The organism is Pseudaminobacter soli (ex Li et al. 2025) (genome assembly GCF_003012705.1).
Taxonomy (GTDB): domain Bacteria; phylum Pseudomonadota; class Alphaproteobacteria; order Rhizobiales; family Rhizobiaceae; genus Pseudaminobacter; species Pseudaminobacter soli.
Genome location: NZ_PXYL01000013.1, coordinates 119,586 through 128,252 on the forward strand (window position 1 = coordinate 119,586; position 8,667 = coordinate 128,252).

10 protein-coding genes and 2 pseudogenes are annotated in these 8,667 nt (G+C 59.6%); 7 read left to right on the forward strand and 5 right to left on the reverse strand.

What is annotated here, in order from left to right; genetic code table 11:
- The first annotated feature begins 9 nt into the window (after positions 1-9).
- The 4 genes and pseudogenes from C7I85_RS22100 to C7I85_RS22120 form a co-directional block, all read left to right on the forward strand.
- The gene (locus C7I85_RS22100) at positions 10-966 is read left to right on the forward strand and encodes a type II secretion system F family protein (RefSeq protein WP_181257271.1); all 957 of its coding nucleotides are present in this window, start codon (positions 10-12) and stop codon (positions 964-966) included.
- A gap of 28 nt (positions 967-994) precedes the next feature.
- Complete coding sequence (locus tag C7I85_RS22105; protein ID WP_342587314.1) at positions 995-1,567, forward strand: tetratricopeptide repeat protein; 573 nt, start codon at positions 995-997, stop codon at positions 1,565-1,567.
- Between the two features lies 1 nt (position 1,568).
- Complete coding sequence (locus C7I85_RS22110; RefSeq protein ID WP_106726185.1) at positions 1,569-2,087, forward strand: prepilin peptidase; 519 nt, start codon at positions 1,569-1,571, stop codon at positions 2,085-2,087.
- Positions 2,088-2,625: 538 nt separating this feature from the next.
- Positions 2,626-3,060: pseudogene (locus C7I85_RS22120) on the forward strand (tyrosine-type recombinase/integrase); the annotation flags it as partial.
- 16 nt (positions 3,061-3,076) lie between these two features.
- On the opposite strand, the gene C7I85_RS22125 reads toward C7I85_RS22120, so the two are convergent.
- The 3 genes and pseudogenes from C7I85_RS22125 to repC form a co-directional block, all read right to left on the reverse strand.
- Positions 3,077-3,595: an RES family NAD+ phosphorylase gene (locus C7I85_RS22125; RefSeq protein ID WP_106726186.1), complete on the reverse strand. Its 519-nt coding sequence runs from the start codon at positions 3,593-3,595 to the stop codon at positions 3,077-3,079.
- The gene (locus C7I85_RS22130; RefSeq protein ID WP_106726187.1) at positions 3,592-3,981 is read right to left on the reverse strand and encodes an antitoxin Xre/MbcA/ParS toxin-binding domain-containing protein; all 390 of its coding nucleotides are present in this window, start codon (positions 3,979-3,981) and stop codon (positions 3,592-3,594) included. Before C7I85_RS22130 ends, C7I85_RS22125 begins: the two co-directional genes overlap by 4 nt.
- 117 nt (positions 3,982-4,098) lie before the next feature.
- Positions 4,099-4,323, reverse strand: a pseudogene (gene repC / locus C7I85_RS22135) (replication initiation protein RepC); the annotation flags it as partial.
- 232 nt (positions 4,324-4,555) lie between these two features.
- On the opposite strand from repC, the gene C7I85_RS22140 reads away from it, so the two are divergent.
- Positions 4,556-5,644: a hypothetical protein gene (locus C7I85_RS22140; RefSeq protein ID WP_106726188.1), complete on the forward strand. Its 1,089-nt coding sequence runs from the start codon at positions 4,556-4,558 to the stop codon at positions 5,642-5,644.
- 177 nt (positions 5,645-5,821) lie between these two features.
- Here the strand turns inward: C7I85_RS22140 and C7I85_RS22145 are convergent, their stop codons facing one another.
- A complete protein-coding gene (locus tag C7I85_RS22145) occupies positions 5,822-6,013 on the reverse strand; it encodes a cold-shock protein (RefSeq protein WP_106726189.1) in 192 nt (63 codons plus the stop codon).
- A 407-nt stretch (positions 6,014-6,420) separates the two neighbouring features.
- Between C7I85_RS22145 and C7I85_RS22150 the strand changes: the two genes are divergently transcribed.
- Complete coding sequence (locus C7I85_RS22150; RefSeq protein ID WP_106726190.1) at positions 6,421-6,942, forward strand: DUF4142 domain-containing protein; 522 nt, start codon at positions 6,421-6,423, stop codon at positions 6,940-6,942.
- A gap of 10 nt (positions 6,943-6,952) precedes the next feature.
- A complete protein-coding gene (locus C7I85_RS22155; protein ID WP_106726191.1) occupies positions 6,953-7,267 on the forward strand; it encodes a cupredoxin domain-containing protein in 315 nt (104 codons plus the stop codon).
- A gap of 499 nt (positions 7,268-7,766) precedes the next feature.
- On the opposite strand, the gene C7I85_RS22160 is transcribed toward C7I85_RS22155, so the two are convergent.
- On the reverse strand, positions 7,767-8,147 hold the full coding sequence (locus tag C7I85_RS22160; protein WP_106726192.1) for a cupin domain-containing protein: 381 nt from the start codon (positions 8,145-8,147) through the stop codon (positions 7,767-7,769).
- Positions 8,148-8,667: the final 520 nt, after the last annotated feature.

Genomic DNA, 8,667 nt, shown 5'->3' on the forward strand with positions numbered 1-8,667 from the left:
GGGCTGGATATGAACATTCCCTCCAGCCTCCAGGATTTGGATCTTCTGATCTCGCTCGCGGTATTCACCGCCGCAGCTTCGCTTTTCCTGTTTGCGGCGCTACTGTTTCGGCCGGTCCTTCAGACGAGGCGCATGCTGGCCCAGGGCTTGCTGGCCGATTCCCCCGTCGATCGGCGTTCGCTGACAGCGCAGGAACAACTGGCCAAGCTTGCCGCACAGCGCCCGGTGGATGCCTATTTCAAGGCGCTCGAAAAGGAACGCGGGCAGCCCGATGCGCTGGAGATCAAGCTGTTTCGGGCAGGCTTCTACCAAAAAAGCGCACCCTTCATTTACTTGCTGTGCCGGATCGGTGGCGTGGTCATAGGGTTTGTGGTCGCGTATCTCGGTCTGTCGCACATCTTGCCGAAGCAGCTTCCCGGCTTCATCGCCTTTGCCGGCGGAGGCCTTTTCGGGCTCGCCTGCCTCGTCATTCCCAGCATCGCCCTCGACCGCTTCGAGCGGGCGCAGCAGCGGCTTTATCGCGTCGGTTTTCCCGACTTCATGGACATGATGATCACCTGCGCCGATGCGGGTATGAGCCTGGAAGCGGCTGTCGAGCGCGTGAGCGGCGAACTTGCGGGCACGCACAAATGGCTGGGCGTCCAGCTGTCGATCATGAACCTCCAGCTGCGGGCGGGAAAGCCATTGCGCGAGGCCTTGCGCGATCTGTCGGATCGGATCGGGCTCGACGAGGCCCGGTCGCTGGCCGTGCTGTTTCGCCAGTCCGAGGAGTTGGGCACCAGCCTGACTGAAGCTCTGCGCGTCTACAGCGGCGAGATGCGCAGCCAGCGAATCCTGCGCGCCGAGGACCGTGCGAATTCACTGCCGGTGAAGATGATGATCCCGCTCGGGCTGTGCATCTTCCCGGTGGTGCTGATGGTCATCATGCTGCCGGTCATCATCCGAATGAAGGGCGTTTTCTTCTGATCGGATCGGGCTAAAGCGAGAGCAAAAATTGCACCAAAAGGTGCCGGGGGGACAAGGAATGACAAGGCCAATCCACATTGCCATCGCCGCGTGCCTCATGGGGGTGATGCTTGCCGGCTGCAAGACGGTAGACGACGGCATTGTTCGCACCAACGAGCCGACGCCTCCAGAACTCACGGCTTTCGGCGACACCTTCAAGGGGCTGAAAACAGTTTCAGACGTCGAATTCTACGCTTCCGATGAGGCGGTGGCCCAAGCTACGAACCAGTTTCGGCAGGGCAATTACGGAAATTCCGGCGCGTACTTTTACAAAGCCGTTCTTCTGGCGCCCAATGACGGGGTCGCATGGCTGGGCCTTGCCGCATCCTGTGATCGTATCCGCCGCTTCGACCTGGCGGACAAGGCCTATCGCCACGCCTTCCAGCAGCTCGGCCCAACTCCGGAATATTTGAACAACTACGGCTATTCCAACCTGCTGCGCGGTGACCTCCAGGCGGCCCGGAACAATTTCCTGCGCGCCTACGAACTGGTGCCCAACGACCCCACGGTAAACAATAACCTGCAGCTGCTCTCGTCGAGCGTTCACAACATCGAGCGCTGACATGCTGATGGCCGTGTCGATCCTGATGAAGCTCATCGCGACGCCGCTGCTGCTTAAGATCGGCTGGAAGGATTTTGCCACCCAGAAGATCGCGAACAGCGATGTCCTGCTCTTGCTCGCTCTCGGCTTGGCATCGCTGTTTCTCGCGGCCCTGGCCGAGAATTTCTGGTGGAACCTTGGCCTGAGTGCGATCGCGGGCGCCCTGCTTTTCCTGCTGCTGTTTCCGTTTTGGCTGCTCAGGAAGATCGGCGCCGGCGACGTCAAGCTGTTGGCCGTGGCGCCGTTGGTCTCGGGTGGGGCCGATCTGCTTATCTTTGCCATCGCGCTGCTGGTCTTCGCACTGATCACCGTGACCATCGTGCGCAATCCGATGTTGCTGCCCTCTCCCGCATTCCGCGCCTATATCAAGCACCTGGACCACCAGCGCGTAGTTCCCTTCGGCGTGCCCATCTCCGCCGCGCTGCTCGTGACGATTGCGCTGCAGGTTTATGGCCTAGCCTCCAGGCTCATCTTGACGTAGCGCCTCGCTGGCGCGGCGTGCTGTTGATCGGGGTTGTCGGATGACCGGCGCTGAACTCATGGCCGCGATTGGCTTTGGCCTGACCATAGCCGGTGCGGTCTTCGGTGCCTTCTGGCGCATGTGGGGCTGATCAAAGAGGCCGGCGACAAGGGCGAGAAGGCGCAGCGCGATCTGGCCGCGCATAAGTTGCATGTGGCCGAAAATTACATCACGAAACAGGGTATGCGCGAGACTACCGAGCAGCTCATGGAGGCCATTAGCGGTGTGAAAGCCGCCGTGGATGGCGCGTTGACAGGGTGGTCAAGAACCGAGGGAAACCGGCGGGCCGCGCTCGGACCTGACTACAGCGGCCGTGACGCCCGATCGCCTGATGTTGAGGCGCAGCGCGACCTGGCCGTCAGCGTAGAAACCTGCCCGAGTTGGGCAGGTTTCTACTCGCCCGAGACGCCGACTCTGGCTTTTAACACGATGAAATCTCCACAAAAGGGAGAGGTCCTCATGCCAACTGGCGACTACCGAAACGTTTGCAACACAGCCAGGCCTGCTCGTCACCCTACGCGGCAAGACCGGCTGGCGCGAGGTCGAGATCGGCCGCGGCTCTTCCGATGCCACCTGCCCGGTCGTGGCCCTCGAGACCTGGCTGACGTTTGCACGCGTCGCGCACGGGCCGCTGTTCCGACGCGTCGCCGGCCGGGGCAAGTTCGTCGGACCTGATCGGCTCAACGATCAGGAGGTCGCGCGGCTGGTCAAGAAGGCCGCGCTGGCCGCCGGCGTGCGCGGTAATTTGCCAGAGGGCGAGCGCGCGCAGAAATTCGCCGGCCATTCCTTGCGCGCCGGCTTGGCCTCCCCGGCCGAGGTCGACGAGCGCCATGTGCAAAAGCAACTCGGCCACGCGAGCGCCGAAATGACCCGCAAATATCGGCGCCGCCGCGACCGCTTTCGCGTCAATCTCACCAAAGCGGCGGGCCTTTGAATTTCCATGGCCGGCCTTAGCGCCAGGACAGCTGATCTTTCGGCAACCGGCCGCTTGGATCGATGACTGTCACGCGATGCGGTTGGTCGGCTCCCCATTTCCAAAGAACGAGGTTGTTGTCCGCCGCTTCCGCGCCTGGCGCGAAGCTGGGTACCAGAATGCCGGCCATGTCTTGAGCGACCAACCGGTCATGGATCGACCAGGAACGCGGACGCTCGCCCTCTGCCAGATCGAACATCCATGCACACTCCATCTCGTCCATCGAGATCTTGGCTTCCGCCCTTCCCTCTTCCGTCGTGAGATCGACGATGTCCTCGCAATCGACTTCGTAGGAACACAGGACACAAGGATCCATGCGATGCGCCAATCCCTGAGTAACCTCTTTGATTGCCGTCATGATGCTCAGTCCCAAGTACAATGCCGGGATACCCTTAGGATTGAAACGAGCACCTCTTATCGCGGCGCCGTCACCGGATATCGGCTTGAACGACCATTTCGGATCATGGGCACGATAGCAGGTGCCGACAAACCTCAAGCGAAGCCCCCGAGGGCCATGTGATCAAGGTAGTCTCGCACGGCGGCAGCCTTGCCGTCCTTCACAAGCGCCTCGGCAGTGCGATCGCCAAAGGCCGGCAAAGGTTGAGCCCGATACCAGGCCATCGCCTGCTCCTTGCCACCGGCCCAGACGGCTATCCGGCTGATGATCTCGAGCATCTCGCGAAGGCGGCTCTGCGTCTTGGCGGCACGACTGCGTTCTGAACGATACAACGCCTCTCGGGCCAACCCGGCGGTTTCGGCCACCTGGCTTTTCGACATGCCAAACCCCGTCGCCACCCGATCAATGGCTATCTTGCCGGCCTGATCCATATAGGACAAGACAAGCGGCTCTTTGGATGCCGGCAGCTTCAGCGCGTGGGCCATTTGCGTTCACCTGTCATATTCATCGACGTGCTTTCTGTGCAAAATATATGGCGAGCTGCTTCGCATCACAATCCCTTGTCGCGTCCCGCGTTTCAGCAGCCCGACCCGGTTCGGGCGTCATCCCACCATCCTCACTGAGCTGCCGGCAGCCTTCAACGCCGCCAGCAACATAGGCCCGACCGAAAATTCGCCTGCCCTGGCCTTATCCGTGAGAACGCGCAGATAGCCGCCGGCGGAGTTGATATGCCGCGCTCTCTGCAAGATGCAGGAAATCACTATCGCCGTTGTTTCCTGCCCCATAACTTCCAGCGCATCCGCATAGGCCGAAGGGCTGATCCCGACCCGCCGGCTTGAAAGTTTCCGCCCACCAACCACCTATGACGGTGGAGCGCCTGCAGGTGTCGGACGAGGCGCTTTGCTTTGCCACCTTTCCTTCGACTTGCAGTGCAACACGACCAGTGCCTCCTGCCTGTACCACGATCTGGGCGGTGGCGGCAGCTTGGGCATATGTCCCGGTGTAATTGATCGGCAGGCGGGATGCCTCAGACCGGGAAACAGAAAGGGAATTGCCTCGATGACAACCCGCCTCCTGCCCGGCGATCGGGCTCCCGGTCTGAGGCTCTCGCGTCTCTTCAATCAACGGCAGCCGCTCTTTGAGGTCACATTCAACCGCCTGAGTGCGGTAGTTCTCTGGAATGCTGGCTGCGCGGGCTGCCTTCCCGCTGTTGGCGAGATTGCCGAGTTGGGGGCTGTCCAGAACGTGCCTTGCTACGGTGTTGCTGTGATGGTCCGGGATATCGAACGGACGGCAGCTGCCGCAGAAATGGGCAGCCAGAAAGCGATAATGGCTCTTGAAGAACGGCCTTCGGCTGTATCCGGGCTAGCCCGTGGTTGGGTTACGCGCCATTGGCTGGAAGCAAGCGGGCAGCCCGGCTTGCCTGCGGCATTTCTCATTGACGGACGTGGCGTCATCGCCTGGATGGGCGATCCCGCCGAAATCCGAGACGTGCTCCCTGCCTTGGCGAACGGCACATGGGACATAGAGGCGGCCCGCGAACGGTGGCGGGCGGCGGTCAGCGACGACGAAATCGCGCAGCTGCGCATAGTCCGGGACGTTACAGACGCGTTGGTGGGTGGACAGGTCACGACTGCAAGGGAACTGATCGCTGGCGCCGAACGACAGACGCCATCAATCATTTCAGATCCGCAATTTAACGTGCTCAAGTTGCAGGTCTTGGCGGCCTTGCCGGACTGTGAGGCGGGAGCCGTTTCGCACTACGTCGTTGCGGCTACCAGGTTTCCGGAGGACGAGCGATTCCAGTCGAGCCTCGCAGCCATCATCGTCGCGAACTTTCATAAGAATACGACCGCGTTACGGACGGTGATCGACCATTTGAGCGTCTTTGACGCAAGGTCCGCTGATGGTGCTGATAGTCCGCCCGATGGGTCAATGCAGGTTTGGCGTTGGCTCTTCCTGGCAGAGGCACAAGCGCTGGCCGGATTGAATGAAGATGCCAGCGTGCAGCTAAAGCAAATAGCTACGCTCTTGCACTCCGACGATTTGCCGGAGCGGGCTCGGAGAAGGGTCGCGTCGGAGATAGCGCGCATCACTGGAAGGATGGAACCTCTAACGCAACGGCCCCGGGAGCCGTATGAAGCTTAAAACCCGGCCCAATTCGTGGGGCCGTGCTTTTGTCATTCACGCCGCCGCTGGTCGGCCATGACGGTTAAATGAAAAAGGCCGGGAGCCTCCCGACCTTATGCTGACGCTTAAACGTCAGCTGAGTGCATCCGTGGTCAAAGACCAACAGCGCAATTGCGTCAGGCCGTCTGCAGGTTTTCAGCTGCGCTTTTTGCCGCTGCGGCGATCCTGCACGATATCGAAAGTCACCTTCTGGCCTTCGACAAGAGCGCGCAGGCCAGAGCGCTCGACTGCGGAGACGTGTACAAACACGTCCGGCTGCCCATTACCCAGCTCGATAAAGCCAAAGCCTTTGTTGGTGTTGAAGAACTTTACTGTTCCTGTGGCCATGTGTTTTCCTGTCAGATCGGAGTTCAATGTCGCCCTGGCCGAGTGCCGAACGGCGAGTTGTCGAAATTGAGAAGGAAGATCGTCAGGGCGCGAAAGCGCAAAAACAACGTTCGTTAGCAGTTTCGATGCAAAACTATAGGTGCGAGCCTGGATGACGGCAAGCTGCCACGGACTTCGGTGGCCGACTTCCCTATTTCAAGAACCGATTTCCTCGTTCTGACTTGCGGTGCGATTGGAGTTATTTTCTTTCTTGCGTGAAATTAGCCATCTTCGCTTCCGGCATTAGCCGCCTCTGTCTCCCGGGGGGCTTTTTTGTCGCTTTAACCTCGGTTTACCTGACATGACCGCCTGTCCTGCCAAAGATAAACTGCAAGATGATGGTGTCTGTGCCACCTCGGGAGGTTCTCATGCGCATTCGTCCAATTGTGATGTTGGCCACGATCTATCTTGGCGCAGCGCCCGTGGCGCTGGCCGCAGATAAGCCCACCGATCCCCAGATCGCACACATCGCCTACACTGCAGGCGCGATCGACGTTGAAGCGGCGAAGCAAGCCCTGGCGAAATCCAAAAACAAGGAAGTTCGGGATTTTGCGCAAGATATGGTACGCGACCACGGAACCGTGAACACACAGGCGCTTGCACTGGTCAAAAAGCTCAACGTTACGCCCGAGGACAACGACACCAGCAAGGCATTGACCAAAGCGGCCACAGTCGAGCGCAACAAACTGGCCAAGCTGGACGGCGCGGCCTTTGACAAGGCGTATATCGATAACGAGGTTGCCTACCATAAGGAGGTCAACGCGGCGCTCAAAAAGGTCCTGATCCCCTCGGCCAGCAACGCCGAACTAAAAAGCCTCCTCGAAACCGGTCTGACGATCTTTAAGGGCCACGAACAGCATGCCGAGCAAGTGGCCGCCAAACTTCAGTAGGGAGGCAGCGATGGTGTCGAAAGGATATCTATTGGCCACCGCCGTGGTGGCGTTGATAGTGACCGATACCGCCCAGGCGGAAACCATTCAGGTGACGATTAAAAAACTGGCGTTCGCGCCGGCGGACATCCATGCCAAAGTCGGCGATACGGTAAAATGGGTCAATACGGACCCCATCGCTCATTCGGCAACGACCAAGGGCGGTTGGGATTTGACCATCCCACCGAACAAGACCGCCAGCGAGGTCATGAAGAAGGCAGGGGAATTCAACTACCACTGCCGCTTTCACCCAAACATGAAGGGCCATATTACCGTGGCCCCATAGCGAGCATCGCCCGCCGTGTTCGTCGTGGCGAGCTATTTTTTTGCGTCCGCCGGGAACCTTCTCGCAGATCGATTGTTTCGAAGCCATCAATGGCTAAAACTCTCGCCCGCTGCAGCAAATGCTCGGCGGGCTTCCTTTTGCGCACCAACGCGGCCGGAACTTTTGCGTTCTCGATGCGGTCTCTTACGAGGTCCGCGTAGGGCCAACCCTCACGATTATCGCGTAGAGGCCACCCCCCCACGATCATCGCAGGTCTTGAGTTCAACGGACGATTTCCTTTGGAGAAGAAGACAATGAGACGCTATCCCTCTTCGATCAGGACCTCATTGCGCACCTTGGCAATGTCGATTGCTACCAGGACTGCATCGGCGGGTGTAGAAGCTGATCTTCGATAGTTTGTCCAGGCCTTGGGCCACTTCCAAAACCCAAGCGCCGGCCGGCCAAGTTTTCCCGTAGCTGGCCGAATTGGTCTGAACCGCGCTTCGTCCTTTTATCAGCCCTAGGCCGGTTTAGCGTACTGTTCGGCGCTAAGCACTTCGACGCATTGGAACGGTACCTTGCCTTCAACCCAGGCGTCGTGGCCGGGCGGGATCGTGTAGGACATGCCTTCACTGAACGTCTTTTGCGTCCCGTCGTTCATTTTGACGGTGATTGTCCCGGACACGACATAGCCGACATGTGAGACCTGGCAGCTTTCGGTCTTGACCACCGGCTTCACGCATTCGGACCATCGCCAGCCCGGCTCCAGGTTTATCCGCGCGAGCGTGTAGCCAGGCAGTCGCACCACCTCGACGCGCGTCTTGGGGGGCGAGCGCACCTCGTCCGGCTTGTCATGCGATTTGGCTTCCAGTTTCGTGACGTTCATTGCAGCTTCGGCCATGGCATCCTCCCATTTTTTGAAGCGGAGCCTGACACTGCGATCGCCCTGGACCGCTGTCGGATTTATACACCACTTGATCAGTGTTGGCTAATGTAACGGGCACAGTCCGGCGTCGTTGGAGATAACTGACACAAGCTTGGCCGGACTTGAATCCATCTGATTGAGTAGCCTGAGCCATCCATTGGAGCAGACGGTCTCGCCAAGTCTCAAATTGACGACTTGGCCTTGGACTTCTTGCCCTTCGGTGGTGAGAGGCCCTCGACTTGCGCACGTCACCGAGGAGCGCGACATCTTAAAAAACCGCCCCGGGCCTCTGCCCGCCTGTGCGCGGTAGAAACCGCCCTGTGCTAATCTCGATCCGTGAGGGCAGCGGCCGTCAGCTTATTGGTGGGTTCGACCCCGTTAAAAAACGTGGCCCATGGGTTCATGCGCACTTGAGAGTGGTGACGCCGGCTGTCCGCGCGATCCCGATTAGGAAGATGAAGGACTGGCATAACCCACGCCCTCCAAGCAAAGCGGA

Excerpts from the sequence above, each read along its gene's own strand:
- C7I85_RS22100 (WP_181257271.1), top strand. The coding sequence starts at position 10 with ATGAACATTCCCTCCAGCCTCCAGGATTTGGATCTTCTGATCTCGCTC.
- C7I85_RS22110 (WP_106726185.1), top strand. The coding sequence starts at position 1,569 with ATGCTGATGGCCGTGTCGATCCTGATGAAGCTCATCGCGACGCCGCTG.
- C7I85_RS22130 (WP_106726187.1), bottom strand. The coding sequence starts at position 3,981 with ATGGCCCACGCGCTGAAGCTGCCGGCATCCAAAGAGCCGCTTGTCTTG.
- C7I85_RS22140 (WP_106726188.1), top strand. The coding sequence starts at position 4,556 with ATGACAACCCGCCTCCTGCCCGGCGATCGGGCTCCCGGTCTGAGGCTC.
- C7I85_RS22145 (WP_106726189.1), bottom strand. The coding sequence starts at position 6,013 with ATGGCCACAGGAACAGTAAAGTTCTTCAACACCAACAAAGGCTTTGGC.
- C7I85_RS22150 (WP_106726190.1), top strand. The coding sequence starts at position 6,421 with ATGCGCATTCGTCCAATTGTGATGTTGGCCACGATCTATCTTGGCGCA.
- C7I85_RS22155 (WP_106726191.1), top strand. The coding sequence starts at position 6,953 with ATGGTGTCGAAAGGATATCTATTGGCCACCGCCGTGGTGGCGTTGATA.
- C7I85_RS22160 (WP_106726192.1), bottom strand. The coding sequence starts at position 8,147 with ATGGCCGAAGCTGCAATGAACGTCACGAAACTGGAAGCCAAATCGCAT.